This is a genomic window from Nocardiopsis terrae, assembly GCF_014651695.1.
In the GTDB taxonomy this organism is placed as follows: domain Bacteria; phylum Actinomycetota; class Actinomycetes; order Streptosporangiales; family Streptosporangiaceae; genus Nocardiopsis; species Nocardiopsis terrae.
Genome location: NZ_BMXJ01000001.1, coordinates 99,241 through 124,647 on the forward strand (window position 1 = coordinate 99,241; position 25,407 = coordinate 124,647).

At 66.8% G+C, this 25,407-nt stretch carries 39 protein-coding genes; 1 reads left to right on the forward strand and 38 read right to left on the reverse strand.

Translation table 11 applies throughout. From position 1 onward, the window contains the following. Positions 1–16 precede the first annotated feature (16 nt). Positions 17–466, reverse strand: coding sequence for a 50S ribosomal protein L13 (rplM, locus tag IE195_RS00430; RefSeq protein ID WP_191266568.1), 450 nt, complete (start codon positions 464–466; stop codon positions 17–19). A gap of 565 nt (positions 467–1,031) precedes the next feature. Then, a complete protein-coding gene (locus IE195_RS00435) occupies positions 1,032–1,496 on the reverse strand; it encodes a hypothetical protein (RefSeq protein WP_191266570.1) in 465 nt (154 codons plus the stop codon). A gap of 225 nt (positions 1,497–1,721) precedes the next feature. Between IE195_RS00435 and IE195_RS00440 the strand changes: the two genes are divergently transcribed. Next, positions 1,722–2,783: a hypothetical protein gene (locus IE195_RS00440; RefSeq protein ID WP_308428376.1), complete on the forward strand. Its 1,062-nt coding sequence runs from the start codon at positions 1,722–1,724 to the stop codon at positions 2,781–2,783. Positions 2,784–2,907: 124 nt separating this feature from the next. Here IE195_RS00440 and truA read toward each other — a convergent pair whose 3' ends face one another. The 36 genes from truA to rpsL form a co-directional block, all read right to left on the reverse strand. Continuing rightward, positions 2,908–3,753 (reverse strand): tRNA pseudouridine(38-40) synthase TruA, encoded by an 846-nt coding sequence (gene truA, locus IE195_RS00445; protein WP_191266572.1) that lies wholly within the window; start codon positions 3,751–3,753, stop codon positions 2,908–2,910. Between the two features lie 118 nt (positions 3,754–3,871). Further along, the gene (gene rplQ / locus IE195_RS00450; RefSeq protein WP_191266575.1) at positions 3,872–4,342 is read right to left on the reverse strand and encodes a 50S ribosomal protein L17; all 471 of its coding nucleotides are present in this window, start codon (positions 4,340–4,342) and stop codon (positions 3,872–3,874) included. Between the two features lie 65 nt (positions 4,343–4,407). Beyond that, positions 4,408–5,430, reverse strand: a complete 1,023-nt coding sequence (locus tag IE195_RS00455) for a DNA-directed RNA polymerase subunit alpha (RefSeq protein WP_191266579.1) — start codon at positions 5,428–5,430, stop codon at positions 4,408–4,410. Between the two features lie 179 nt (positions 5,431–5,609). Continuing rightward, the gene (gene rpsK, locus IE195_RS00460) at positions 5,610–6,014 is read right to left on the reverse strand and encodes a 30S ribosomal protein S11 (protein WP_191266590.1); all 405 of its coding nucleotides are present in this window, start codon (positions 6,012–6,014) and stop codon (positions 5,610–5,612) included. Between the two features lie 69 nt (positions 6,015–6,083). Further along, a complete protein-coding gene (gene rpsM, locus IE195_RS00465) occupies positions 6,084–6,464 on the reverse strand; it encodes a 30S ribosomal protein S13 (protein ID WP_191266592.1) in 381 nt (126 codons plus the stop codon). 219 nt (positions 6,465–6,683) lie between these two features. Further along, positions 6,684–6,797 (reverse strand): 50S ribosomal protein L36, encoded by a 114-nt coding sequence (gene rpmJ, locus IE195_RS00470; RefSeq protein ID WP_013156136.1) that lies wholly within the window; start codon positions 6,795–6,797, stop codon positions 6,684–6,686. Positions 6,798–6,851: 54 nt separating this feature from the next. Next, the gene (gene infA / locus IE195_RS00475) at positions 6,852–7,073 is read right to left on the reverse strand and encodes a translation initiation factor IF-1 (RefSeq protein WP_017578623.1); all 222 of its coding nucleotides are present in this window, start codon (positions 7,071–7,073) and stop codon (positions 6,852–6,854) included. A 362-nt stretch (positions 7,074–7,435) separates the two neighbouring features. Further along, positions 7,436–7,882, reverse strand: a complete 447-nt coding sequence (locus IE195_RS00480; protein WP_191266594.1) for a DUF1707 SHOCT-like domain-containing protein — start codon at positions 7,880–7,882, stop codon at positions 7,436–7,438. An 84-nt stretch (positions 7,883–7,966) separates the two neighbouring features. Then, on the reverse strand, positions 7,967–8,791 hold the full coding sequence (gene map / locus IE195_RS00485) for a type I methionyl aminopeptidase (protein ID WP_191266597.1): 825 nt from the start codon (positions 8,789–8,791) through the stop codon (positions 7,967–7,969). Further along, positions 8,791–9,450, reverse strand: a complete 660-nt coding sequence (locus IE195_RS00490; protein WP_191266601.1) for an adenylate kinase — start codon at positions 9,448–9,450, stop codon at positions 8,791–8,793. The genes map and IE195_RS00490 overlap by 1 nt, the downstream gene beginning before the upstream one ends. Beyond that, entirely contained in the window at positions 9,451–10,764 is a 1,314-nt protein-coding gene (gene secY / locus IE195_RS00495; RefSeq protein WP_191266611.1) for a preprotein translocase subunit SecY, read from the reverse strand. It abuts the gene before it with no gap. 281 nt (positions 10,765–11,045) lie between these two features. Next, on the reverse strand, positions 11,046–11,510 hold the full coding sequence (gene rplO, locus IE195_RS00500; RefSeq protein ID WP_191266613.1) for a 50S ribosomal protein L15: 465 nt from the start codon (positions 11,508–11,510) through the stop codon (positions 11,046–11,048). Further along, a complete protein-coding gene (gene rpmD, locus IE195_RS00505; protein WP_017542991.1) occupies positions 11,507–11,692 on the reverse strand; it encodes a 50S ribosomal protein L30 in 186 nt (61 codons plus the stop codon). The genes rplO and rpmD overlap by 4 nt, the downstream gene beginning before the upstream one ends. Before the next feature lie 2 nt (positions 11,693–11,694). Further along, positions 11,695–12,297, reverse strand: coding sequence for a 30S ribosomal protein S5 (rpsE, locus tag IE195_RS00510; RefSeq protein WP_191266623.1), 603 nt, complete (start codon positions 12,295–12,297; stop codon positions 11,695–11,697). 51 nt (positions 12,298–12,348) lie between these two features. Then, on the reverse strand, positions 12,349–12,729 hold the full coding sequence (gene rplR, locus IE195_RS00515) for a 50S ribosomal protein L18 (protein WP_191266627.1): 381 nt from the start codon (positions 12,727–12,729) through the stop codon (positions 12,349–12,351). Positions 12,730–12,731: 2 nt separating this feature from the next. Beyond that, positions 12,732–13,268 (reverse strand): 50S ribosomal protein L6, encoded by a 537-nt coding sequence (rplF, locus tag IE195_RS00520; RefSeq protein ID WP_191266629.1) that lies wholly within the window; start codon positions 13,266–13,268, stop codon positions 12,732–12,734. A 17-nt stretch (positions 13,269–13,285) separates the two neighbouring features. Then, positions 13,286–13,684: a 30S ribosomal protein S8 gene (gene rpsH, locus IE195_RS00525; protein WP_191266632.1), complete on the reverse strand. Its 399-nt coding sequence runs from the start codon at positions 13,682–13,684 to the stop codon at positions 13,286–13,288. Positions 13,685–13,953: 269 nt separating this feature from the next. Beyond that, positions 13,954–14,139, reverse strand: a complete 186-nt coding sequence (locus IE195_RS00530) for a type Z 30S ribosomal protein S14 (RefSeq protein ID WP_017573364.1) — start codon at positions 14,137–14,139, stop codon at positions 13,954–13,956. A 13-nt stretch (positions 14,140–14,152) separates the two neighbouring features. Next, positions 14,153–14,728, reverse strand: a complete 576-nt coding sequence (rplE, locus tag IE195_RS00535; RefSeq protein ID WP_191266634.1) for a 50S ribosomal protein L5 — start codon at positions 14,726–14,728, stop codon at positions 14,153–14,155. After that, on the reverse strand, positions 14,728–15,033 hold the full coding sequence (gene rplX / locus IE195_RS00540) for a 50S ribosomal protein L24 (protein WP_191266637.1): 306 nt from the start codon (positions 15,031–15,033) through the stop codon (positions 14,728–14,730). Before rplX ends, rplE begins: the two co-directional genes overlap by 1 nt. Positions 15,034–15,036: 3 nt before the next feature. Further along, positions 15,037–15,405, reverse strand: coding sequence for a 50S ribosomal protein L14 (gene rplN / locus IE195_RS00545; protein WP_017573367.1), 369 nt, complete (start codon positions 15,403–15,405; stop codon positions 15,037–15,039). Positions 15,406–15,509: 104 nt separating this feature from the next. After that, positions 15,510–15,782, reverse strand: a complete 273-nt coding sequence (rpsQ, locus tag IE195_RS00550; RefSeq protein WP_017542998.1) for a 30S ribosomal protein S17 — start codon at positions 15,780–15,782, stop codon at positions 15,510–15,512. Next, entirely contained in the window at positions 15,779–16,033 is a 255-nt protein-coding gene (rpmC, locus tag IE195_RS00555) for a 50S ribosomal protein L29 (protein ID WP_087102454.1), read from the reverse strand. The genes rpsQ and rpmC overlap by 4 nt, the downstream gene beginning before the upstream one ends. Beyond that, positions 16,033–16,449 carry a 50S ribosomal protein L16 gene (gene rplP, locus IE195_RS00560; protein ID WP_191266649.1) on the reverse strand — a complete coding sequence of 139 codons (417 nt, stop codon included), beginning with the start codon at positions 16,447–16,449 and terminating at the stop codon, positions 16,033–16,035. Before rplP ends, rpmC begins: the two co-directional genes overlap by 1 nt. Positions 16,450–16,452: 3 nt before the next feature. Beyond that, entirely contained in the window at positions 16,453–17,241 is a 789-nt protein-coding gene (gene rpsC / locus IE195_RS00565) for a 30S ribosomal protein S3 (protein ID WP_191266653.1), read from the reverse strand. Beyond that, positions 17,241–17,609, reverse strand: a complete 369-nt coding sequence (rplV, locus tag IE195_RS00570; protein WP_191268019.1) for a 50S ribosomal protein L22 — start codon at positions 17,607–17,609, stop codon at positions 17,241–17,243. Before rplV ends, rpsC begins: the two co-directional genes overlap by 1 nt. A 74-nt stretch (positions 17,610–17,683) precedes the next feature. Further along, a complete protein-coding gene (rpsS, locus tag IE195_RS00575; protein ID WP_053616300.1) occupies positions 17,684–17,962 on the reverse strand; it encodes a 30S ribosomal protein S19 in 279 nt (92 codons plus the stop codon). Between the two features lie 12 nt (positions 17,963–17,974). Next, a complete protein-coding gene (gene rplB / locus IE195_RS00580) occupies positions 17,975–18,814 on the reverse strand; it encodes a 50S ribosomal protein L2 (protein ID WP_191266656.1) in 840 nt (279 codons plus the stop codon). Positions 18,815–18,872: 58 nt separating this feature from the next. Continuing rightward, positions 18,873–19,163, reverse strand: a complete 291-nt coding sequence (rplW, locus tag IE195_RS00585; RefSeq protein WP_017588427.1) for a 50S ribosomal protein L23 — start codon at positions 19,161–19,163, stop codon at positions 18,873–18,875. After that, positions 19,160–19,831, reverse strand: a complete 672-nt coding sequence (gene rplD, locus IE195_RS00590) for a 50S ribosomal protein L4 (RefSeq protein ID WP_191266658.1) — start codon at positions 19,829–19,831, stop codon at positions 19,160–19,162. The genes rplW and rplD overlap by 4 nt, the downstream gene beginning before the upstream one ends. A gap of 3 nt (positions 19,832–19,834) precedes the next feature. Continuing rightward, the gene (gene rplC, locus IE195_RS00595; RefSeq protein WP_191266660.1) at positions 19,835–20,485 is read right to left on the reverse strand and encodes a 50S ribosomal protein L3; all 651 of its coding nucleotides are present in this window, start codon (positions 20,483–20,485) and stop codon (positions 19,835–19,837) included. Positions 20,486–20,497: 12 nt separating this feature from the next. After that, positions 20,498–20,806: a 30S ribosomal protein S10 gene (gene rpsJ / locus IE195_RS00600; protein WP_013156110.1), complete on the reverse strand. Its 309-nt coding sequence runs from the start codon at positions 20,804–20,806 to the stop codon at positions 20,498–20,500. Between the two features lie 259 nt (positions 20,807–21,065). Further along, positions 21,066–22,259, reverse strand: coding sequence for an elongation factor Tu (gene tuf / locus IE195_RS00605; protein WP_191266662.1), 1,194 nt, complete (start codon positions 22,257–22,259; stop codon positions 21,066–21,068). A gap of 81 nt (positions 22,260–22,340) precedes the next feature. Continuing rightward, entirely contained in the window at positions 22,341–24,452 is a 2,112-nt protein-coding gene (gene fusA / locus IE195_RS00610) for an elongation factor G (RefSeq protein ID WP_191266664.1), read from the reverse strand. A 45-nt stretch (positions 24,453–24,497) separates the two neighbouring features. Then, positions 24,498–24,968, reverse strand: coding sequence for a 30S ribosomal protein S7 (gene rpsG / locus IE195_RS00615; RefSeq protein ID WP_191266666.1), 471 nt, complete (start codon positions 24,966–24,968; stop codon positions 24,498–24,500). 2 nt (positions 24,969–24,970) lie between these two features. Continuing rightward, positions 24,971–25,342 carry a 30S ribosomal protein S12 gene (gene rpsL / locus IE195_RS00620; RefSeq protein ID WP_014912437.1) on the reverse strand — a complete coding sequence of 124 codons (372 nt, stop codon included), beginning with the start codon at positions 25,340–25,342 and terminating at the stop codon, positions 24,971–24,973. Positions 25,343–25,407: the final 65 nt, after the last annotated feature.

Below are 25,407 nucleotides of genomic sequence, written 5' to 3' on the forward strand. Positions count from 1 at the left end.
AAAAGTCTGCGAACGCCTAGGCGGGCTGCTCGATCTTGGTGATTTCGAACGGAACCGGCTGCTGGGCCTGGTGCGGGTGCTCCGCGCCGGCGTACACCTTGAGCTTCTTGGCCATCTGGCGGCCGAGGGAGCCGTTGGGCAGCATCCCCTTGATGGCCTTCTCAATGGCCCGCTCGGGGTTCTTCTCCAGCAGGTCGGCGTACGCGATCGAACGCAGGCCGCCGGGGTAGCCGGAGTGCCGGTAGGCGCGCTTCTGCTCCAGCTTCTTACCGGTCAGCGCGACCTTGTCGGCGTTCACGACGATCACGAAGTCGCCGGTGTCGATGTGGGGCGCGTAGTAGGGCTTGTGCTTGCCCCGAAGCAGCGTGGCAACCTGGCTCGCCATACGCCCGAGCACAAGGTCGGTAGCGTCGACAACGTGCCACTGACGCTGGACATCGCTTGGTTTGGGGCTGTATGTGCGCACGATCGTTTGCCTTCGCTCTTCAGTCGGCTGCCCCATCCCGAACGGGATGGTGGACTCGTATTACGGAACACCCCAACGGGTGCGGGGCCGGGAACAGACCCCGCGGGTGCGGGGCTGTTACTTTGGCCGGATGTCCCATGTCCAATCAGGACGACCCGGTCGTGAGTGCGCAGACGATGGTGCGTGGATCGGCACCCAGCTTCGGGAGTTTGGGGCCCACGGCAACTCAACGCACAACGACGAAATATCCTACCCGTCCACCCTAACGCAGGTCAAAGCGAGCGCCGGGCCGACCGATGGGATCGCCTGGCGGGAAAGCGCCGGGACGGGTTCACATCCGTGACCTCTCCGCCTTTTATTATGCCCGTTGTCAGGAGTGCTTCGTCCTGCCCCCGCCCGCGCGTTGGTTACCCTTGCACCGAAAGGCCGGTCTCCGCCCGGCACCACGGGCGAAGACGTGAACCTTGGAGACGCCCGTCACGGTCGACCGAACGCGCCGAACCAGCACGGACGCCACAGCGCGGACCAGGCCACGGGCCCGGCGAGCCGCGGTCCAGTCCCACCCTCAGAGCCTTCGGAGACTCCTATCAGTACCCATCCGAACCAGCCCCAGTACGGCCCAGACGGACGACCTCTCCAGCCGGGGGCCGGTGACGGCCAGGACCTGCTCGGTTCGCCCCCACAGCCTGAGGGCCAGCATCCCACACCGGACCCGCAGCGGCCGTACGGCGCGCCCGCCGGGGGCCCCTCGGGCCCGCAGCCGCCGCAGTACCCGAGCGGCCCGCAACCTCCCCAGGGCCTCACCCCGCAGGGGCAGTACCCCCAGGCACCCCGCCACCAGGTTCCCCCCGGCCCGCAGAGCGGCCCGCAGGTCCCGCCGGCTCCGCAGAGCGGCCCGCAGCTCCCACCGCACGCCGCCCCCGGCGGCCCGCACGCTCCGCTGCCGCCCAACGGCCCCCAACGGGGCGGCCCCCAACAGGGCGGCCCCCTGCCCGGTGGACCTACCGGCGGCCACCCAGGAATGGGACATGTCACCCAGGGCGGACCGAACTACCCCCAGGGCGGCCCCCACGCGGCCCCTCCCGGCCCGGGTCGTCCCAACCCCGGCCAGGCCCCGCCCCCCGGCGCGCCGGGGCCCGGGCCGCAGAGCGCTCCGCTGCCGCCGCACATGCAGGGCCAACCGCCCCAGGCGCCTCCCGGCCACCCGCAGGGCCCGCTCGGGACGCCCCAGGGTCCCCCCGGACCGGTGCAGGGCATGCCCACCGGCGGTCAGCCCCCGATGCACCACCAGGGGCCCGCCCAGCCGAACACCCTCCCGCCCCACGGCGGCCAGGGCGCACCCGGCCTGCCCCCGACCGGCACCCCCGCCATGCCGCCGAACGGTGGCCCCGGCGCACCCCCGCCCCCGGCCCCCCAGGGCCACCGGCCGCCCCCCGCGCCGTCCCGGCCCGAGGACGAACCCGTCTTCCCCGTGGACGCCATGGGCGCTACCCAGAACCTGAACGCGGTCCCCGGCCCCGGCGCGGCCACCGGTGACCGACCGCTGTACCGGGACGAGGTCCCCGAGGACGCCGGAGCCGACACCGCGCAGTTCGACGTCCGGGGCGTCCAGGACTACGACGACGATTACGACGACTACGACGACCAGTACCCGCAGCGCCCCTCGAACCGGCGCGGACTCATCATGGGCGCGGGCTTCGTCGCGCTGCTCGTGGTGGCCGGCGGCGGGGCGTTCTACTTCGCCAGCGGCGGCTTCGGCTCCGGCGGAGCCAACGCCGTCACCGTCGCCGACGAGGGCAGCGACCAGGGGGCCCTCGCCCCGGACACGCTGTTCCCCGCCGAACTGGAGATCGACGGCCAGGGCGCGTTCAGCCGCGTGGCCGTGGACGACAACGAGGACTGCGCCGCCGGCACCCACGGCGACTACGGTCAGGTCCTCACCGACAACGACTGCCGCCAGCTGGTGCGCGCCTCCTACCTGAGCGAGGACCAGAACCACGCGGTGACCGTCGGGATCGCGGCCATGCCCAGCGACGCCGAGGCCGAGACGGCCCTGGGCGCGCAGGACCTGGTCGGCGCCCAGTGGTTCGCCGGGCTGCCCGGCGAGGAGGGCTCCCCCGCCGAACGCCTGGGCTACTCGGGCGGGCACGGCAGCAGCGGCCAGTGGGGCCGCTACCTCCTCTTCTCCCTGTCCGCGAACAGCGACGGCAGCGACGACGACTCCGACGGGGAGGGGGCCGGGGCCACCGAACTGCGCGACATCGGTGAGGGCTTCATCGAAACCGCCCATGAGGCGCTCGCCGAGGACCGCGCCTGACCCGCGCACAGCGGCGCCGCCTCCGGGCCACCGATCGTGGCCCGGAGGCGGCGCCGCTCACAGCCGGGCTCCGCCCGGCCCCGCGGGGCCCGTGGGCGCGACCAGCGCCCCGGCCCCGTGCGCCTCACCCCGAGTGCCCCCTGCACGGCAGCTCACGCACCCGCCGGGTGAGGACGGCGCGCTCCGCCAGTTCCTCGTCGGCCGGATAGCGCACCTCCTCGAGGCTCAGCCCCTGAGGGCCGACCACGTGCACCGAGGAGTCGCGTACGGCGGCGCCCAGAACCCGGCCGGGCCACTCGACCTCCCTACGCCCGTCGCCCACCGCCAGGAGGGCCCCCACGAGCGCGCGCACCATGTTGTGGCAGAACGCGTCGGCCTGGATCGTCCCGGCGATCAGGTGTCCGTCCTCGCGCACCCACTCCAGGCGCAACAGCTCCCGGATGGTCGTGGCACCCTCGCGCTTCTTGCAGAATGCCGCGAAGTCGTGCTCGCCGACCAGCAGTGCGGCGGCCTCGTTCATCCGGCCCACGTCCACCGGGTGCCGGTGCCACAGCACGTCCCTGCGGCGCAGCGGGTCCACCCCGTAGGGAGCGTCGCTGATCCGGTACACGTAGCGGCGGAACAACGGGGAGAAACGCGCGTCGAACCCGGGAGGCGCGACCCGGGCGGCGTTCACCCGGACGTCCTTCGGAAGCACCCCGGCCAGCCTGCGCAGGATCCACTGCCCCTCGTTCTCCCAGGTGGCGACCGGAACGTCCACCTGAGCCACCTGGCCGCGGGCGTGCACCCCCGCGTCAGTGCGCCCGGCGCACGTCACCGAGGCCTCCGGCAGCCGGAGCACCTTCGCCAGGGCCGCCTCCAGCTCCCCCTGTACGGTGCGCCGGGTCGGCTGGGCGGCCCAACCAGAGAAGTCGGTGCCGTCGTAGGCGATGTCCAGCCGCAGCCGGACGTTCGTTTCGTTCTCGTCCATCCCCACCCCGATCAGGTAGCCGGGCACCGCAGGCCCCGGAAAAGGAAAGTGCCCGACCCCCGCGGGGATCGGGCACTCGTCGAGCGTGTCGTGCGGGCCTGGGCCCGGCACGTCAGCCCTACTTGCTCTCAGAGCTCTCCTCGGTGGCCTCGGGGGCCTCCGCGGCGGTGTCCTCGGCCTTGGCCTCGGCGGGCTCCTCGACGGGAGCGGACGCCGGGGCGGCGGGGGCGCTCAGCGCCTCAACCAGCTCGATGACCGCCATCGGGGCGTTGTCGCCCTTGCGCGGACCGATCTTGGTGATACGGGTGTAACCACCGGGGCGGTTCTCGAAGCGCGGGCCGATCTCGGTGAAGAGCTCGTGCACGACGGCCTTGTCCGTGATCTTGGTCAGGACCTGGCGACGGGCATGCAGGTCACCGCGCTTGCCGAGGGTGATGAGCTTCTCGGCGTACGGACGCAGGCGCTTGGCCTTGGCCTCCGTGGTGCGGATGCGGCCGTGCTGGAACAGCGAGGTGGCAAGGTTCGCCAGGATGTGCCGCTCGTGAGCGGGCCCGGAACCCAGACGGGCGCCCTTGGTAGGCGTGGGCATGGTGTCGTTCTCCTAGTGATGCGGTCCACGGCCGCACTCGGCCGGGGACCATTGGGCGACGAAGGTCAGTACTGCTCCGTCTCGACGAAGGAGTCACCCTCGTCGTCCTCGGAGCCGTAGGAGTCGGCCGCAGTGCTGGGGTCGAATCCGGGCGGGGAGTCCTTCAGGGACAGGCCCATGTCGATGAGCTTCTGCTTGACCTCATCGATGGACTTGGCACCGAAGTTGCGGATGTCCAACAGGTCCTGCTCGGAGCGGGCAACCAGCTCACCAACGCTGTGGATGCCCTCCCGCTTGAGGCAGTTGTAGGACCGGACCGTGAGGTTGAGGTCCTCGATCGGCAGCGCCAGGTCCGCCGCGAGGGCGGCGTCCGTGGGCGACGGGCCCATGTCGATGCCCTCGGCGTCGACGTTGAGCTCACGCGCCAGACCGAACAGCTCGACCAGGGTCTTGCCCGCGCTGGCCACGGCGTCACGGGGACGGATGGCCGGCTTGGTCTCGATGTCGACGATCAGGCGGTCGAAGTCGGTGCGCTGCTCGACTCGGGTGGCCTCGACCTTGTAGGTCACACGCAGCACCGGCGAGTAGATGGAGTCGATCGGGATCCGACCGATCTCCTGGCCCTGCTGCTTGTTCTGCGTCGCGGAGACGTAACCGCGGCCGCGCTCGACCGTCAGCTCCATCTCCAGCTTGCCCTTACCGTTCAGCGTGGCGAGGTGCAGGTCGGGGTTGTGCACCTCGACACCCGCCGGCGGAGCGATGTCCGCGGCGGTCACCACGCCGGGGCCCTGCTTGCGCAGGTACATCAGAACCGGCTCGTCGTGCTCGGAGCTGACGACCAGGCCCTTGAGGTTGAGGATCATCTCGGTGACGTCCTCCTTGACACCGGGCACGGTGGTGAACTCGTGCTCGACGCCCTCGATGCGGATGCTGGTCACAGCCGCGCCGGGGATGGAGGACAGCAGGGTACGCCGAAGCGAGTTACCGATGGTGTAACCGAAGCCCGGCTCCAGCGGCTCGATGACAAACCTCGAGCGCAGGTCCGAGACGACTTCCTCGGCGAGCGTGGGACGCTGTGCGATCAACATGGTCCGTGTTTTCCCTTCCACATGGCCGTCCGCTATATGACGGCCACCGGATGGGCACCCCCGGAGCGGTGGTGCCCTCTACTCGGATTCCTACCCTGCCCGCGCGGCCCCCATCCGGGGCCGCGGCGGGCGCACCAACGGGGCGCCCGCGCGGTAGGAGGCGCGGACGCCGGTGCCGATCAGACGCGGCGGCGCTTCGGCGGGCGGCAGCCGTTGTGCGGAACCGGGGTGACGTCCTGGATGGAGCCCACCTCGAGGCCGGTCGCCTGGAGCGAACGGATGGCGGTCTCCCGACCCGAACCCGGGCCCTTCACGAAGACGTCGACCTTGCGGACGCCGTGCTCCTGGGCGCGACGGGCAGCGGCCTCGGCGGCCATCTGCGCGGCGTACGGGGTGGACTTACGCGACCCCTTGAAGCCGACCTGTCCCGAACTGGCCCAAGCGATCACCGCACCGGTGGGGTCGGTGATGCTCACAACCGTGTTGTTGAACGTGCTCTTGATGTGAGCGTGCCCGTGGGCAATGTTCTTCTTTTCCTTGCGGCGCACCTTGCGCGCGGCACCCTGACGGCCCTTAGGCGGCATGAGCGAAACTCCCAGAGATCATCGGTCCGTGTGTGTCTTCTCGGACGCGGTTGACAGGTCCGAGTCGGACTACTTCTTGCCGGCCTTCTTCTTGCCGGCCACGGTCTTCTTCTTGCCCTTGCGGGTACGGGCGTTGGTCTGCGTGCGCTGACCACGGACCGGGAGGCCACGACGGTGGCGGATGCCCTGGTAGCTCCCGATCTCCATCTTGCGACGGATGTCGGCCTGGACCTCGCGTCGCAGGTCACCCTCGACCTGGTAGTTGGCGTCGATCCACTCGCGCAGCTTGACCAGGTCCTCTTCGGACATCTGGTAGACGCGGGTGTTCCCGTCGACGCCGGTGTTCTTCAGCGTTTCGAGGGCGCGGGTACGGCCAACCCCGAAAACGTAAGTGAGAGCGATCTCCACCCGCTTGTCGCGGGGGAGGTCAACGCCGGCAATACGTGCCATGTGGGCGAGACTCCATCCATGCATGTGCGGAGGTCTGACCCGTTCCATCCTCTCGTCGCCCAATCGACGAGGCCCCGGCCTCCGACCGGGGGTTCTCCCCCGCACGTCCTCGACGGCGGGAGATCGGAACAGGTTTTCGTTGTTTCACTTGCCCGGCGGGGAGGTGCTCCCCTACCGGGTCCTCGCTGTGCGGAAGCCGCGGCGAGCGGACCGGGGTGACTAACCCTGGCGCTGCTTGTGGCGCGGGTCCGAGCAAATGACCATGATCCGTCCGTTACGGCGGATCACGCGGCACTTCGCGCAGATCTTCTTCACGCTCGGCTTGACCTTCATGGTGACTCCGAACTCATCACATCACCAGTCTTGGGCCGTGCGGCCCCTGACGGGCTACTTGTAGCGGTAAACGATGCGCCCGCGCGTGAGGTCGTACGGGCTCAGCTCCACGACGACCCGGTCGTCGGGGAGAATACGGATGTAGTTCATCCGCATCTTGCCGCTGATGTGGGCAAGGACCGTGTGCTTGTTGTCGAGCTCTACCTTGAACATAGCGTTGGGTAGCGACTCGACAACGGAACCCTCGATCTCGATGGCGCCGTCTTTCTTCGCCATGTCCTCCACGCCTCGCTCATCAATTGGTTGATCATGACAACCCGACGCGACCCCAGTGGCCTCGCATGACACGAAGGCTCCGGCGATCGCGGTGGACCGGATCGCCAAAGCCGAAACACACTGGAAGCTCGGGCCAACTGCAAGAGAGCGTACGCCTGTGGAATGACGTGGCACAAAGAAGGCAGACTGACCCAACAGCCCGCGTATGGGCAGTGTCAGTCTATCCCCTTCGGACAAGTACTCCTAACCGGAGGACGCAGCAGCCTACACCGTCCGCGGCTCGGGCCTGACCGGACGGCGACCTCCCCGCTGACCCCGTCGGGGCCTCACCATACAACACGGGTGCGGGGCGTGCCGTTTCCTCAGCCCTCGCCCTGCTGCCCGCGCTGGGCGGCGAGCACACCGAAGGTGACCACCGACATCAGGACCCCCCAGGGGCCGAGCACCCACAGGAACCAGGGATAGTCGGCACCGGTCGTGAAGTAGAGGATCAGCCAGATGGAGAAGCACAGGAGGTTCACGCCCCCGTAGAGGACCCACGGGACCATGAGCGCCGGGTCGCGCATCCGCAGGGGCGGTACCGAGCTGTCGGAGACGGCGACCCGGCCGATGTCGGCCAGGTCCCGTTCGGGGAGGTCGGTGGTGACCCTCGCCAGCTCGTCCACGGTCCTGGCTCGGTAGACCTCGCCGAGGCGTTCGGTGAACTCCTCGTGGTCGAGCCGGCCCTGTGCGAAGTGCTCCTGGAGCAACTGCGCGACACGGTCGCGTTCGGAGTCGGACGAACGCATCGACGGCGCCGGATCGGACACTGCGCACACCTCGCCTCTACAGCCGTGAGTGGTCGCATCCCCGCCCCGCCCGGTCACCGGAGGGGCCGGGAGACGGGCCCGCCGTCACCAGGTCGGTTGGACGAACCCCATACGGGAGATTTTATCGCGGTTCGACTCGCGCGCAGTCAGCACCATAGGGCCGTCCGCGGTGATCGCGACGGTGTGCTCGAAGTGGGCGGCGCGGCCGCCGTCCCGGGTGACGACGGTCCAGCCGTCGTCGAGCTCCACCACATCGTGCCCGCCGAGCGTGGTCATCGGCTCGATCGCCAGGCACATGCCCTCGACCAGCCGCATGCCGCGGCCCTTCTTCCCGTAGTTCAGCACGTGCGGGTCCATGTGCATCTCGGTCCCGATGCCGTGGCCGCCGTACTCGCGTACGTTGCCGTAGTCACCGTTGGCGCGGATGTGACCGCCGATCGCGTGGCCGATGTCCCCCAGGCGCATGCCCGGGCGCATCTGCGCGATCCCCTGCCACATGGACTCCTCGCACACGTCCATCATCGCGAGGTCCTCGGGCCGGCCCTCGCCGACCGCGATGGTGACCGCCGAGTCGCCGTGCCAGCCGTCGAGGATGGCGCCGCAGTCGACGGAGATGATGTCACCCTCGACCAGAGTGCGCTCGGCGCTCGGGATGCCGTGCACGACCTCCTCGTTCACCGAGGCGCAGATCGAACCGGGGAAGCCGTGGTAGCCCTTGAACGAGGGGACGGCCCCGGCGTCCCGGATGACCTTCTCCGCGACCGCGTCCAGTTCGAGGGTGGACACCCCGGGCCGCACCGCGGCCCGGAGGGTGTCCAGGGCGCGGGCCACGACCTGGCCCGCCGCCCTCATCTTGGCGATCTGCTCCGGCGTCTTGATCTGCACGCTCGGATCCGCCTTTCGAAACATCAGGCCGCCGACCGCTTCTCGGCGATGGCGGCCTTCGCGCGGGCCGTCACCTCCGCCACGGACCCCGTGGCGGCGATGGTGGCCAGCAGGCCTTCCGCGGCGTAGAACTCCACCAGCGGCGCGGTCTGCTCGCGGTAGACCTTCAGGCGGTGCCTGATGGTCTCCTCGCGGTCGTCCTCGCGCTGGTACAGCTCGGCGCCCTCGTTGTCGCACTTGCCCTCGCTGCGCGGGGCGTCGTACTCGACGTGGTACACCCGGCCGCACTCGGGGCAGGAACGGCGCCCCGAGAGGCGCTTGACGACCTCCTCCTCGTCGACCCTCAGCTCCAGGACGACGTCCAGGCCGCTGCCCAGGTCGGAGAGCATCCCCTTGAGGGTCTGCGCCTGGGGGACGTTGCGGGGGAAGCCGTCGAGGAGGAAGCCCTCCGTCGCGTCGTCCTGGGCCAGTCGGTCCTTGACCATGGCGTTCGTGACCTCGTCGGGGACGAGGTCGCCACGGTCCATGAACTCCTTGGCCTTCTTGCCGAGTTCCGTACCACCGCTGACGTTGGCCCGGAAGATGTCACCCGTGGACACCTTCGGCACCGACAGCTCTTCCGCGAGGATCTGGGCCTGGGTGCCCTTGCCGGCCCCAGGCGGCCCCACCAATACTGCACGCATTTATCGCAGAAAACCTTCGTAGTTCCTCTGCTGGAGGTGACTCTCGATCTGCTTCACCGTGTCCAGCCCGACACCCACCATGATCAGGATGCTCGTCCCGCCGAAGGGGAAGTTCATGTCGGCGCCGGTGGCACCGAGAGCAACCATGGGCAGGAGAGCGATCACACCCAGGTACAGAGAGCCGGGGGTCGTCAGTCGAGTCAAGACGTAGTCGAGGTACTCGGCGGTCGGACGCCCTGGTCGGATACCCGGGATGAACCCACCGTACTTCTTCATGTTGTCGGCGACCTCAGTGGGGTTGAAGGTAATCGCCACATAGAAGAACGCGAACCCGATGATCATGACGAAGAAGGTCGCCATGTAGACGGGGTGGGTGCCCGTGAGGAAGTAGGTCTGGAAGAACTGGGCCACCGGGTGGGTGGAGTCCTGACCGATCAGACCGACGACCAACTGCGGAAGGTACAGCAGCGAGGAGGCGAAGATCACGGGGATGATGCCCGCCTGGTTGACCTTCAGGGGGATGTAGGTCGAGCTGCCGCCGTACATGCGGCGGCCGACCATCCGCTTGGCGTACTGGACCGGGATGCGGCGCTGGGCCTGCTCCATGAACACCACGGCGGTGATCAGGGCCAGACCCGCGATGCAGATGATGATGAAGATCCAGACCGACCGCTCCTCGTACATCCCCATGATCGAGGCCGGGAACATCGCGATGACCTGGGTGAAGATCAGCAGGGACATACCGTTGCCGACACCGCGCTCGGTGATCAGCTCACCCATCCACATGATGATCGCGGTACCCGCGGTCATCACGAAGACGATCGTCACCATGGTGATGATGTCCTGGTTGGGCATGTACGTCGACGGGGAGATCGAGTTCTGGAAGAGGGCGCCGGTGCGGGCCATGGCCACGATGGAGGTGGCCTGGAGCACGGCGAGCATGAGGGTCAGATAGCGGGTGTATTGGGTGATCTTGCTCTGTCCGGCCTGGCCCTCCTTCTTGAGGGCCTCCAGACGGGGGATCACCACCGTGAGCAGGTTGATGATGATGCTCGCGGTGATGTACGGCATGACCCCGAGCGCGAACACCGCAAGTTGCAGCAGCGCGCCGCCGCTGAACAGGTTCACCAGGGCGTAGACACCGGACTGGTCCTGCGCGGTGATGAACTCCATCTGGTCCCGGATCGCCGCCGAGTCGATGCCCGGAGCGGGAATCACCGAACCCAGCCGGAAGATCGTCAGGATGAACAGTGTGAACAGCAGCTTATTGCGCAGGTCGGGCGTGCGGAATGCACGAACGAACGCACCTAGCACGTCTCCTCCTGCGCGGCTTCGGCGGCGGAACGGGTTCCAGACATCGCGGCCGATCCTGAATCGTCGTAGAACGTCAGCACCGGGCCTGTCGCCCGGTGCTCGGAAGTACTCACATTACGTCAAGCGGGGAGCTCAAACAGATGGCACTGTAACAGTCATCACCCGACGAAGGGGTTCGTGAGGCATAACGATCAACACTCACAACACACAGGGGCGCCCGCCGGCAGGCCCTTCTCGGACCTACCGGGCGGGCGCCCCCAGTGCGCATCGTAGGGAGAACCCTACAGCTCGGTGACAGTGCCGCCGGCGGCGGTGATCTTCTCCTTCGCCGAGCCGGAGAACGCGTTCGCGCTCACCTGCACGGCGACGGTGATCTCACCCGTGCCCAGCACCTTGACGGGCTGGTTCTTGCGAACCGCGCCCTTGGCGACCAGGCCCTCGACGGTGACCTCGCCACCCTCGGGGTAGAGCTCGCTCAGCCGGTCCAGGTTGACGACCTGGTAGGTCGTCTTGAACCGGGCGTTGCTGAAGCCCTTGAGCTTCGGGATCCGGCGGATGAGGGGCATCTGCCCACCCTCGAAACCGGGTCGGACGGTGTTACGAGCCTTCGTGCCCTTGGTGCCGCGACCAGCCGTCTTGCCCTTGGAAGCCTCGCCGCGACCCTTGCGGATCTTGGCCTTGTTGGCACCCGGGGCGGGACGCAGGTGGTGCAGCTTGAGCAGCTCGTCGGGGTTGTAGTCGCTCATTCTGCGACCTCCTCGACAGTGACGAGGTGCGAGACGATCGTGATCTGCCCGCGAACCTCAGGGCGGTCCTCACGGACGGTGGACTTACCGATCCGACCCAGGCCCAGCGACTGGAGAGCAGCGTGCTGCTTCACCTTGCCGCCGATCTTGGAACGGGTCTGCGTGATCTTGATCTTGGCCATGATCAGGCTCCTGCCTTCGCCTCAGAGCGAGCGCGCAGCATGGCAGCCGGGGCCACATCCTCGATCGGCAGACCACGGCGGGCCGCGATCTCCTCAGGCTGGTTGAGGCCCTTGAGCGCCGCCACCGTGGCGTGCACGATGTTCAGCGGGTTGGACGAACCGAGCGACTTGCTCAGAATGTCGTGAATGCCGGCGCACTCCAGGACGGCGCGCACGGGACCACCGGCGATAACACCGGTACCCGGGGCGGCCGGACGGAGCAGGACGACGCCGGCGGCTTCCTCGCCCTGGACCCGGTGCGTGATCGTGCCCTGGATGCGGGGGACGCGGAAGAAGTTCTTCTTCGCCTCCTCGACACCCTTGGCGATCGCGGCCGGAACTTCCTTGGCCTTGCCGTAACCGACACCCACCATGCCGTTGCCGTCTCCGACGACGACGAGCGCGGTGAAGGAGAAGCGACGGCCGCCCTTGACGACCTTCGCGACCCGGTTGATGGTCACGACCTTCTCGATGTAGGAGACACCCTTGTCTGCGGCGCCGCCGCGGCGATCGTCACGGCGATCACGCCGCTCGCCACCGGCGCCGCGCCGCGGTGCTGCAGCCATCAGTGGTTCCTCTTCTCGTGGTTGTTCTTCGCCAGTACAGAGGTCATCGAACTAGAACTCCAGACCGCCCTCGCGCGCCGCGTCGGCGAGCTTGGCGATACGACCGGCGTAGCGGTTACCGCCACGGTCGAAGACGACCGCGGTGATACCGGCGTCCTTCGCGCGCTGCGCGACGAGCTCACCGACCTTGACGGACTTGTCGGACTTGGTGCCCTCGGCGCCACGCACGTCGGTCTCAACGCTGGAGGCGGCGACCAGGGTGTGACCCCTCGTGTCGTCGATCACCTGCGCGACGATGTGCTTGGAGGAGCGGAACACGGCCAGGCGGGGACGCTCGGCGGTGCCCACGACCCTCTTGCGCACGCGGAACTGGCGGCGCTTACGAGCGGTGGTGGCCTTCGCGGTGCGCTTACGGCTCACGGTGATGCCCATGCCTACTTACCAGCCTTTCCGGCCTTGCGGCGGATGTGCTCACCCTTGTACCGCACGCCCTTGGCCTTGTACGGGTCAGGCTTGCGCAGACCGCGGATGTTCGCGGCGACCTGGCCCACCAGCTGCTTGTCGATACCCTCGACGTGGAGGAGGGTCGGCTTCTCCACTCGGAAGGTGATGCCCTGCGGGGGTTCCACGACGACCGGGTGGCTGTAGCCCAGCGAGAACTCCAGGTTGGAGCCGCGGGCCTGGACGCGGTAACCCACACCGTGGATCTCCAGCGTCTTGGCGTAACCCTTGGAGACACCCTCGACGAGGTTCGCGACCAGTGCGCGGGTCAGCCCGTGCAGCGACCGGTTCTCCGGCTTGTCGTCGGGACGCACCACCGTGACGATGCCGTCCTCGAAGGAGGCGGTGATCGGCTCGGCGATCGTGTGCTTCAGTTCGCCCTTCGGCCCCTTGACAGTGACGTCTTGCCCGTTAATCGTGACTTCGACGCCCTTGGGGACCGAGAGCGGCAGTCGACCGATTCGCGACATGCTTCAGTCTCTCCCTATTACCAGACGTAAGCGAGGACTTCGCCGCCCACGCCACGCTTCTTGGCCTGCTTGTCAGTCATCAGGCCACCGGACGTCGAAATGATCGCCACACCGAGGCCACCCAGCACGCGCGGGAGGTTCTCCTTCTTCGCGTACACCCGCAGACCGGGCTTGGAGACCCGGCGGATGCCCGCGATGGAACGCTCTCGGGTGGGGCCGTACTTCAGGTCCAGGACGAGGTTCTGGCCGACGGGGGCCTCCTCGGTCCGCCATCCCTGAATGAAACCCTCCTGCTGGAGGATCTCGGCGATGTGCGCCTTGATCTTGGAATACGGCATCGTCACGGTGTCGTGGTACGCCGAATTCGCGTTACGCAGACGCGTCAGCATGTCTGCGATCGGGTCGGTCATCGTCATGGCCGGCTGGCCCTTCCTCACCGCGGTTTCCGAGTGCGGGCTTTCCCAGAGCCTGCCTCCCTGAAGGGTTGCCCCCCGGGAGTGCACAAACGGACCTTCGGCGTGGTCGTGGGCACCGCGGTCCCTCTCGGGACTGCCGTGCCCTGATGGTTGGATGTTGCTGGACCGCGCACCGCCCGGTGGCGGCGGCGGACACTGCTATGAGCTACCGAGCAGGTGGTGGCTCGGGGGGCCGACCGCGCTGTGCGCAGGGTCGGCCCCGCCGGGAACTACCAGCTCGACTTGGTGATGCCGGGCAGCTCGCCCCGGTGCGCCATCTCGCGGAAGCAGATACGGCACAGGCCGAACTTCCGGAAGACGGCACGCGGACGGCCGCACCGCGAGCATCGAGTATACGCACGAACGCCGAACTTCGGCTTCCGCTGCGCCTTCGCAATCAGGGACTTCTTAGCCATCTGTGGTAACCCCTCAGGCTTCCTTGAACGGGAAACCGAGCCGCTTGAGCAGGCTGCGGCCTTGTTCGTCGCTGGTCGCCGTCGTGACAACCGTGATGTCCATCCCACGCTGACGGTCGACCTTGTCCGGGTCGATCTCGTGGAACATGACCTGTTCGGTCAGACCGAACGTGTAGTTGCCGTTCCCGTCGAACTGCTTCGGGGAAAGGCCACGGAAGTCCCGAATCCGGGGCAGGGCCAGCGAGAGCATCCGGTCGAGGAACTCCCACATCCGGTCGCCGCGCAGCGTGACGCTGGCGCCGATCGGCTGTCCCTCGCGCAGCTTGAACTGCGCGATGGAGTTCTTGGCCCGGTTGATCTTCGGCTTCTGGCCGGTGATCGCCGACAGGTCGGCGATCGCGCCCTGGATCAGCTTCGCGTCACGAGCCGCCTCGCCCACGCCCATGTTGACCACGATCTTCGTGAGACCGGGGATCTGCATGACGTTGGCGATGTCGAACTCGTCCTTGAGGCCCGCAGCGATCTCGTTGCGGTACTTCTCCTTGAGCCGCGGCATCGGAGGTGCGGTGATGTCGTTGGTAACCGTCATCAGATGTCCTTACCGGTGCGGCGGGAGACCCGAACCTTGGTTCCGTCTTCCTCGAAGCGGTAGCCGACCCGAGCGGCCTTACCGTCCTCCGCGAGCGCAACGTTGCTCACGTGGATGGGGGCCTCCTTGGTGACGACCTCGCCCTGCTGGCCGCCCGCCGGGTTGGCCTTCCTGTGCTTCTTGACCAGGTTGACGCCCTCGACGATGACACGGTCGTCCTTCGGCATGGCCTTGACGACCTTGCCGGTGGCACCCTTGTCCTTGCCGGCGAGAACGATGACCTCGTCGCCAGATTTGATCTTCATCGCTTAGAGCACCTCCGGCGCCAGCGAAATGATGCGCATGTACTTCTTGTCACGCAGCTCACGGCCGACCGGGCCGAAGATGCGGGTGCCTCGCGGGTCCCCACCGTCCTTGATGAGCACGGCAGCGTTCTCATCGAAGCGGATGTAGGAGCCGTCGGGCCGGCGGCGCTCCTTAGCGGTGCGCACGACAACGGCCTTGACGACGTCGCCCTTCTTGACTCCAGCGCCAGGCAGGGCGTCCTTCACCGTGGCGACGATAGTGTCGCCGATCCCGGCGTAGCGCCGACCCGAGCCACCGAGAACACGGATGGTAAGGATCTCCTTGGCACCCGTGTTGTCGGCGACCTTGAGTCGCGACTCCTGCTGAATCACGTCTGCTCCTGATGTGATGCGTGCGGTCCACTGCCGCACGGCTAGGTGGTCTCACCCCTCGCGTCGGCGGCCGACAACGTGTGTCGGCCGCCGACAGGCTGGGGTTACTTAGCCTTCTCCAGGATCTCCACGACGCGCCAACGCTTCGTCGCGGAGAGCGGCCGGGTCTCCATCATGCGGACCCGGTCGCCGACGCCAGCGGAGTTCGCCTCGTCATGGGCCTTGTACTTGGTCGTCCTACGGATGACCTTGCCGTACAGGGCGTGCTTGACGCGGTCCTCAACCTCGACAACGACGGTCTTGTCCATCTTGTCGCTGACGACGTAGCCCTCGCGCACCTTGCGGTAGTTGCGCGTCGCGGTCTGGTTCTCACTCATTCGGCTGCTTCCTTCGTCTCCTCAGCCGACTCACCAGACAGCGGGACGATGCCCAGCTCGTGCTCGCGCAGGATCGTGTAGATCCGCGCGATCTCGCGCTTGACAGTGCGCAGACGGCTGTGGTTGTCGAGCTGACCGGTGGCGGCCTGGAAGCGGAGGTTGAAGAGCTCTTCCTTGGCTTCCTTGAGCTTCGTGACCAGGTCCTCGACGGACTGGTCGCGCAGCTCGTGGGCAGTCACGGACTTTGCCACTACTCCCACACCTCCCGCTTAACAAACTTGCACTTCATCGGGAGCTTGTGCATCGCACGGCGCAGGGCCTCCTTGGCCACGGCCTCGGGCACGCCCGACAGCTCGAACATCACACGCCCGGGCTTGACCGGCGCGACCCACCACTCGGGCGAACCCTTACCGGAACCCATACGGACCTCGGCGGGCTTCTTCGTCAGCGGACGGTCCGGGAAGATGTTGATCCACACCTTGCCGCCACGCTTGATGTGACGCGTCATGGCGATACGAGCGGACTCGATCTGACGGTTCGTCACGTAGGCCGACTCCAGAGCCTGGATGCCGTACTCGCCGAAGTTGATCGACGTGCCACCCTTGGCCTTGCCGCGCAGGTCCGGGTGGTGCTGCTTGCGGTACTTGACCTTACGAGGAATAAGCACGGGTCAGCTCCCCTCGGTCTTCGGGGCCTCGGCCGAAGCACCAGCCTTGGCCTCGGTGTTCGGGCCACCAGCGGCGCCGCCACGGCGACGACGCTGCGGACGCTCACGACGCTGGCCGCCGCCGGCGGTGCGCTGGGCGGCCTGGGCCGCCTCGCGCTCGGCGCGGGTCACAGGGGCGTCGCCCTTGTAGATCCACACCTTGACGCCGATACGGCCGAACGTCGTACGGGCCTCGAAGAAGCCGTAGTCGATGTCGGCGCGCAGCGTGTGCAGCGGGACCCGGCCCTCGCGGTAGAACTCCGAGCGGGACATCTCAGCCCCGCCCAGGCGGCCACCGCACTGGATCCGGATGCCCTTGGCACCGCTCTTCATCGCGCTCTGCATGGCCTTGCGCATCGCGCGGCGGAAGGCCACGCGGCTGCTCAGCTGCTCAGCGACGCCCTGGGCGACGAGCTGCGCGTCGATCTCGGGGTTCTTCACCTCGAAGACGTTCAGCTGCACCTGCTTGCCGGTGAGCTTCTCCAGGTCCGTACGGATCCGGTCGGCCTCGACGCCGCGGCGGCCGATGACGATGCCCGGCCGGGCGGTGTAGACGTCCACGCGGACACGGTCACGGGTGCGCTCGATCTCGACCTTGGAGATGCCCGCGCGCTCCATGCCACGGGTCAGCATCCGACGGATCGCGACGTCTTCCTTGACGTAGTCCTTGTAAGACTTGTCGGCGTACCAGCGGCTCTTGAAGTCGGTGGTGATGCCGAGGCGGAACCCGTGCGGGTTTACCTTCTGCCCCACTATCGGGTCCTTTCCTTCGTCTTGGACGAGGCGCCCGAGTTCTCAGCGACGACCACGGTGATGTGGCTCGTGCGCTTCGTGACCCGGAAAGCCCGGCCGAAGCCTCGGGGGCGAATGCGCTTCAGGGTCGGACCCTCGTCCACCCACACGCGCTCGACCACCAGGGTCTCGCGGTCCAGCTTGTCGTTGTGCTCAGCGTTGGCGATGGCGCTTGCCAGCACCTTGCCAACAGGCTCGCTAGCCGACTGGGGCGCGAACCGGAGCACCGCCTGTGCCTCGTCAGCGGGCAACCCGCGAATAAGGTCCGCCACCCGGCGAGCCTTCCGGGGCGTAACGCGGACGAACCGCGCCTGTGCCCTCGTTCCCATCGCTTTTCCCTCGCTCACGGAAATTCATTCCCCACTCACCGTGGAGAAAATGGTTCTTACAACTGCTGCAACCGCTAACGGCGGCTACGGCGGTCTTCCTTGACGTGGCTACGGAAAGTACGCGTGGGAGCGAACTCACCGAGCTTGTGGCCGACCATCGACTCCGACACGAACACCGGAACGTGCTTGCGTCCGTCGTGGACGGCGATCGTGTGACCGATCATCTCCGGGACGATCATGGACCGCCGGGACCACGTCTTGATGACGTTCTTGGTCCCCTTCTCGTTCTGGACTTCCACCTTCTTGATGAGGTGGTCGTCGACGAAGGGACCCTTCTTAAGGCTACGTGGCATCAGACGTGCTCCTTACCGCTTCTTCTTACCGCTACGCCGACGCCGCACGATCAGCTTGTCGCTGGCCTTGTTCTTGGTCCGGGTCCGGCCTTCCTTCTGGCCCCAGGGGCTGACCGGGTGACGACCACCGGAGGTCTTGCCCTCACCACCACCGTGCGGGTGGTCGACCGGGTTCATGACCACACCGCGGACGGTCGGGCGCTTGCCCTTCCACCGCGAGCGGCCGGCCTTGCCCCAGTTGATGTTGGACTGCTCGGCGTTGCCGACCTGGCCAACCGTGGCGCGGCAGGAGATCTCGACCATGCGCATCTCACCGGAGGGCATACGCAGCGTGGCGTAGCCGCCCTCCTTGGCGAGGAGCTGGATCTGCGACCCCGCGGAACGGCCCAGCTTGGCACCGCCGCCCGGCTTCAGCTCGACCGCGTGCACGAACGTACCCGTGGGGATGTTGCGCAGCGGGAGGCAGTTGCCCGGCTTGATGTCGGACTGGGGGCCGTTCTCGACCTTGTCACCCTGCTTGAGGCCGGCGGGCGCCAGAATGTAGCGCTTCTCACCGTCCACGTAGTGCAGCAGGGCAATGCGAGCAGTGCGGTTGGGGTCGTACTCGATGTGAGCGACCTTGGCCGGCACGCCGTCCTTGTCGTGACGACGGAAGTCGATCACGCGGTAGGCGCGCTTGTGGCCGCCACCCTGGTGACGAGCGGTGATCCGGCCGTGGCCGTTACGACCGCCCTTGGAGTGAAGCGGACGAACCAGGGACTTCTCCGGCTCCGAGCGCGTGATTTCGACGAAGTCGCTCACGCTGGAGCCGCGACGACCCGGCGTCGTCGGCTTGTACTTACGAATGCCCATCTTCTTCGCGCATTCCTTTACGTATTGCTTGGTGTGTAGCGGTCAGACCCTGAGAAGGTCAGACACCGAAGATGTCGATCCGCTGGCCGTCGGCCACGCTGACGATCGCTCGCTTGGTGTCGGGACGCTTCCCGAAACCGAAACGGGTCCGCTTGCGCTTACCCTTCCGGTTGATCGTGTTCACGCTCGTGACCTTCACCTCGAAGATCTTCTCGATCGCGATCTTGATCTGGGTCTTGTTGGCGTCGGGGCGAACGATGAACGTGTACTTGTTCTCGTCCATGAGCCCGTAGCTCTTCTCGGAGATCACCGGCTCGACGATGATGTCCCGGTGGTCGGCGATCCTCACTGGTCGTCCTCCTCGGACTCAGCGGCCTTCGAGGTACCGGCCGCGTGGGCCAGGAACTCGGCGTAGCCCGCCTCGGTGAAGACCACGTCGTCCGCGTACAGGACGTCGTAGGTGTTCACCTGGTCCGCGTCGAGGATGTGCACCTCTTCGAGGTTGCGCAGGGCGCGCCGGTTGTGCTCGTCCTCGCGGGCCAGGACGACGAGAACCTTGTCGGACTCGGTGACCTGGCGCAGCGCCTTCAGAGCGTTCTGCGTGAGCTTGGCATCCGCGTCCTCGGCCACGAACTGGCTGACGACGTGGATACGGCCGTGGTTGGCCCGGTCGGAGAGGGCACCGCGCAGGGCGGCGGCCTTCATCTTCTTCGGGGTCCGCTGGCTGTAGTCACGCGGCTGGGGACCGTGAACGGTGCCACCACCGGTGTACTGCGGGGCGCGGATCGAGCCCTGACGGGCGCGACCGGTTCCCTTCTGGCGGTAGGGCTTCTTGCCACCGCCGCGGACGTCGCCGCGGGTCTTGGTGGCGTGGGTGCCCTGCCGACCGGCAGCCAGCTGGCCGTTCACGACCTGGTGGATCAGCGGAATGCTGACCTGCTGGGCGAAGACGGACTCGGGAAGCTCCACGCTGCCCTTGGAACCGCCTTCAGGGTTCTTGACCTCGATCTGGGCCATGGCTTACTTGTCCCCCTTCACAGCGGTGCGGACGAGCACCAGACCGCCGTTGGGACCGGGCACAGCACCCTTGACCAGGATGAGGCCCTTCTCCGCGTCCACGGAGTGGACGGTCAGGTTCTGGATGGTCTTGCGCACGTTGCCCATGCGCCCGGCCATCCGCATGCCCTTGAAAACGCGGCCGGGAGTGGCGCAGCCGCCGATGGAACCGGGCGAGCGGTGCTTGCGCTGGGTGCCGTGCGTGGCGGAGAGACCACGGAAACCGTGGCGCTTCATCACACCGGCGAAGCCCTTGCCCTTGCTCTTGCCCGTGATGTCGACCTTCTGGCCGATCTCGAACGAGGCGGCGTCGACCTCCTGGCCGAGCTGGTACTCGGAGGCGTCGGTGGTGCGCACCTCGACGTAGTGACGGCGCGGGGTCAGGTCGTTCGCGCGCAGGTAGTCGCCGAGAGGCTTGTTGACCTTGCGCGGGTTGATCTGCCCGTAGCCGAGCTGGATGGCGGAGTAGCCATCGGTGTCCGGAGTCCGGATGCGGCTCACGACGCACGGACCGGCCTTCAGGACGGTTACCGGCACCATCTTGCCGGCGTCGTCGAAGACCTGGGTCATGCCGAGCTTTTCGCCCAGAACTCCCTTGATCTGCTTGGTGGCCATGTCTGTGCGTCCTTAAAGCTTGATCTCGATGTCAACGCCAGCCGGCAGGTCGAGACGCATAAGCGAGTCGACCGTCTTCGGTGTGGGGTCGATGATGTCGATCAGCCGCTTGTGGGTGCGCATCTCGAAGTGCTCGCGCGAGTCCTTGTACTTGTGCGGCGATCGGATGACGCAGTAAACGTTCTTCTCCGTCGGCAGCGGCACCGGGCCCGCGACCTGTGCGCCAGTTCGCGTCACAGTCTCAACGATCTTGCGCGCCGAGCTGTCGATGACCTCGTGGTCATAGGCCTTTAGCCGAATGCGGATCTTTTGTCCCGCCATGTGGCCTGTTCGTCCTTCGCTTCAGTGTCCGTAACGGTGAGCTGTCCCGGTCACAGACGCCCAGGCCCGTCGGCGAATCCGCCGGCGTGTTCGGCCGTGAGCCCCTATTCCCTTGAGAAACCGCAACAGGGCTTGCCCCTGCGGTGCGTCACCGTCACAGAGCCCGATGACGTCTTGTCAGTGTGGTGGGTGGGCCGCGGTGAGGCGGCCCACCCACCACGTCGGGGCGGCTCCTCAGGGGGCCACCCCAACGTGTGTGCTACTTGAGGATCTTCGTGACGCGACCCGCGCCCACGGTCCGGCCACCCTCACGGATGGCGAACTTCAGGCCCTCTTCCATCGCGACCGGCTGGATCAGCACGACGGACATCTCGGTGTTGTCACCGGGCATGACCATCTCGGTGCCCTCCGGCAGCGTCACGACGCCGGTGACGTCGGTGGTGCGGAAGTAGAACTGCGGGCGGTAGTTGTTGAAGAACGGCGTGTGGCGGCCACCCTCGTCCTTGGACAGGATGACGACCTGACCCTCGAACTCGGTGTGCGGGGTGGTCGTGCCGGGCTTGATCACGACCTGGCCGCGCTCGACGTCCTCGCGCTTGATGCCGCGCAGGAGCAGACCGACGTTGTCGCCGGCCTGGCCCTGGTCGAGCAGCTTGCGGAACATCTCAACACCGGTGACGGTGGTGGTCTGCTTGTCTTCCTTGATACCGACGATGTCAACGGTCTCGTTGACGTTGACGATACCGCGCTCGATACGGCCGGTGACGACGGTGCCGCGACCGGTGATCGAGAAGACGTCCTCGATCGGCATCAGGAAGGGCTTCTCGGTGTCACGCTCGGGCTCCGGGATGAAGCTGTCGACCGTGCCCATGAGCTCCAGGACGGCCTTGCCCCACTCGGCGTCGCCCTCGAGCGCCTTCAGAGCCGAGACCTTGGTGACGGGAACGTCGTCGCCGGGGAACTCGTACTCGCTGAGCAGCTCACGGACCTCGAGCTCGACGAGCTCGAAGATCTCGTCGTCGTCCACCATGTCGGCCTTGTTCAGGGCGACGACGATGGCGGGGACGCCGACCTGGCGGGCCAGGAGCACGTGCTCCTTGGTCTGCGGCATCGGGCCGTCGGTGGCGGCCACGACCAGGATCGCGCCGTCCATCTGCGCGGCACCCGTGATCATGTTCTTCACGTAGTCCGCGTGGCCGGGGCAGTCGACGTGAGCGTAGTGACGCTCGGTCGTCTGGTACTCGACGTGAGCGACGGAGATGGTGATACCGCGCTCGCGCTCCTCCGGAGCGTTGTCGATGTCCTCGAACGGGGTGAACGGGTTCAGGTCCGGGTACGCGTCGTGCAGCACCTTGGTGATGGCTGCGGTCAGCGTGGTCTTGCCGTGGTCAATGTGACCGATGGTGCCGATGTTGACGTGCGGCTTAGTCCGCTCGAACTTTTCCTTCGCCACTGGAAGTCTCCTAGACGTACAGAACTATCTGACTGTGGTCCAACCCGCGGTTGCGGGAACAGCCTGGTTGCGTGTTCGCGACTATTCGCCGCGAACCTTCGCCACAATTTCTTGGGCGACAGCGGACGGAACCTCCGCGTAGGAGTCGAACACCATCGAGTAGTTGGCTCGACCCTGCGTACGGCTGCGCAGGTCACCCACGTAGCCGAACATTTCCGAAAGGGGCACCTGGGCCTTGACCAGCCGGACACCGGAACGCTCGTCCATGGACTGGATCTGTCCACGACGGGAGTTCAGGTCACCGATGACGTCGCCCATGTACTCCTCGGGCGTGGTGACCTCGACGGCCATGACCGGCTCGAGCAGCGCAGGCTTCGCGAGCCTGACGGCCTCCTTGAAGGCCATCGAACCAGCGGTCTTGAACGCCATCTCGGAGGAGTCGACGTCGTGGTACTGGCCGTCCTGCAGCGTCACCTTGATGCCGACGAGCGGGTAGTGCGCGAGCACACCCAGCTCAGCGGCCTCCTGGCAGCCCGCGTCGACCGACGGGATGTACTCCCGCGGGATGCGGCCACCGGTGACGGAGTTGACGAACTCGTAACCCGACGCGTCGCCCTCTTCGGCCACGAGCGGCTCGAGGTCGATCTTGACCTTGGCGAACTGGCCCGACCCACCGGTCTGCTTCTTGTGGGTGTAGACGTGGCCTTCGACCTTCTTGCGAATGGTCTCGCGGTAGGCCACCTGGGGCTTACCGATGTTCGCCTCGACCTTGAACTCGTCGCGCATGCGGTTGACCAGCACCTCGAGGTGCAGCTCACCCATGCCGGAGATCACGGTCTGGCCGGTCTGCTCGTCCGAGGCCACCTGGAAGGAGGGGTCCTCGTCGGCCAGACGCTGGATCGCGATGCCCAGCTTCTCCTGGTCGCTCTTGGTCTTGGGCTCGATGGCCACCTCGATGACCGGAGCCGGGAAGGTCATGGACTCCAGGACGATCGGCGAGCCCTGCTCACAGAGCGTCTCACCGGTCGTGGTGTCCTTCAGGCCCATGACCGCGACGATGTCGCCCGCGCCGGCCTCGGGGATCTCCTCACGCTTGTTGGAGTGCATGCGGTAGATCTTGCCGATGCGCTCCTTGCGGCCCTTCAGGCTGTTCAGAACCTGGGTACCTGCGGTGAGGACGCCCGAGTAGATGCGCACGTAGGTGAGCTTGCCCAGGTGCGGGTCGCTCATGATCTTGAAGACCAGTGCGGACATCGGCTCGTCCACGCTCGGCTTGCGCTCGAGCTTGGTCTCCTCGCTCTCGTCCTTGGGGTCGTGGCCCTCGATGGCGTCCACGTCCAGGGGCGAGGGGAGGTAGGCGGTGACCGCGTCGAGCAGGGGCTGGACGCCCTTGTTCTTGAAGGCGGTGCCGCAGACCACGGGAACGGCGGTGCCGGCGATGGTGGCGCGACGGATCGCGCTCACCAGCTGCTCCTCGGTGGGCTCCTGGCCCTCCAGGTACAGCTCCATGATCTCGTCGTCGGCCTCGGCCAGCGTCTCGATGAAGGAGTCGCGGGCCTCGCGGGCGGCGTCCGTGTGGGTCTCGGGGATGTCGACCGTGTCGTACATCTCGCCGAGCTTGGCCTCGTCGTTCCAGACGTAGGCCTTCATCTTCACGAGGTCGATGACGCCCTGGAAGTCGCTCTCGGCGCCGATGTTCAGCTGGATCGGCATGGCGTTCGCGCCGAGGCGCTCACGGAACATGTCGACACAGCGCTGGAACTCCGCGCCGATCTTGTCCATCTTGTTGACGAAGCAGATCCGGGGGACCTTGTAACGGTCGGCCTGGCGCCAGACCTGCTCCGACTGGGGCTCGACGCCTTCCTTGGCGTCGAACACCGCGACGGCACCGTCGAGCACACGCAGCGACCGCTCGACCTCGACCGTGAAGTCGACGTGGCCAGGCGTGTCGATGATGTTGATGGTGAAGTCGTCCCAGTGGGTGGTGGTAGCAGCCGAGGTAATGGTGATACCCCGCTCCTGCTCCTCCTTCATCCAGTCCATGGTGGCAGCGCCATCGTGGACCTCGCCCACCTTGTGGGTCACACCGGTGTAGTAGAGGATCCGCTCGGTCGTCGTGGTCTTGCCCGCGTCAATGTGGGCCATGATGCCGATGTTGCGGACCTTGGCCAGGTCAAGCAAAGTCTTAGCCATGAGGCTCGTCTTCCCTAGGTCTCAAGGAATCGATTCGCCGCGGGATTACCAGCGGTAGTGGGCGAAGGCCTTGTTCGACTCGGCCATCTTGTGCGTGTCCTCACGCTTCTTGACAGCCGCGCCCAGACCGTTGCTGGCGTCAACCAGCTCGTTCATCAGACGCTCCGTCATGGTCTTCTCACGACGCTTGCGCGAGAAGTCGACCAGCCAGCGCAGGGCCAGCGTGGTGGACCGGGAGGCGCGAACCTCGACCGGCACCTGGTAGGTCGCGCCACCGACACGGCGGCTGCGGACCTCCAGCGCGGGCTTGATGTTGTCCAGGGCTCGCTTGAGGACGACGAGCGGGTCCTGACCGGTCTTCTCACGGGCGCCTTCGAGGGCGTCGTAGACGACGCTCTGTGCGATGGAGCGCTTGCCGTCGAGGAGCACCTTGTTGATGAGTGCGGTGACGAGCGGCGAGCCGTAAACCGGGTCGGTGATGAGCTGGCGCTTCGGCGCCGGGCCCTTGCGCGGCATGCTTACTTCTCCTTCTTGGCGCCGTAGTGGCTACGGGCCTGCTTGCGGCCCCGGACACCCTGGGTGTCGAGCGAACCGCGGACAATTCGGTAGCGGACGCCCGGCAGGTCCTTCACTCGACCGCCACGAACCAGCACGATGCTGTGCTCCTGGAGGTTGTGACCAATGCCGGGAATGTAGGCCGTGACCTCGATGCCGCTGCTCAGCTTGACGCGAGCGACCTTACGCAGAGCGGAGTTCGGCTTCTTCGGCGTAGTGGTGTAGACACGCGTGCACACACCACGACGCTGCGGACTCCCCTTCAGCGCCGGGGTCTTGTTCTTTGCGACCTTGTCCTGTCGGCCCTTGCGGACCAGCTGCTGGATGGTGGGCACCGCGTCTCCGTCTTCCTCGTGACCTACGCCGGTTCTCGTAGCCGATATCGCTATTGACCTGCTGA